Genomic DNA, 243 nt, shown 5'->3' on the forward strand with positions numbered 1-243 from the left:
TTCGGCAGTCTTTTCAAAGACATTCGTTACAATTGTAATTTGATTCCCTTCTGTATCCGTTGTTTCAATCAGACGTACAGGGTGCTTCATTCTTGATGAAACCCAGCCCAGGATAGCTATGTAATCCCTGCTAATTTCGCTTTCCGGCGAAAGTGGCAATTCTTTTTGCACATACACCACAGCATTTGACTTGAGACGAGTTACAAAACCTATTCCTTTTTCACAGTAGTGATCGAATTTCTT

General features: G+C 40.3%; 1 pseudogene. It reads right to left on the bottom strand.

Features of this window, described 5'->3' with window-relative positions:
• Positions 1 to 243 (bottom strand): annotated as a pseudogene (locus JDF658_RS14540) (IS4 family transposase); the annotation flags it as partial.

This window comes from Carboxydocella sp. JDF658, from assembly GCF_002049395.1.
GTDB lineage: Bacteria > Bacillota.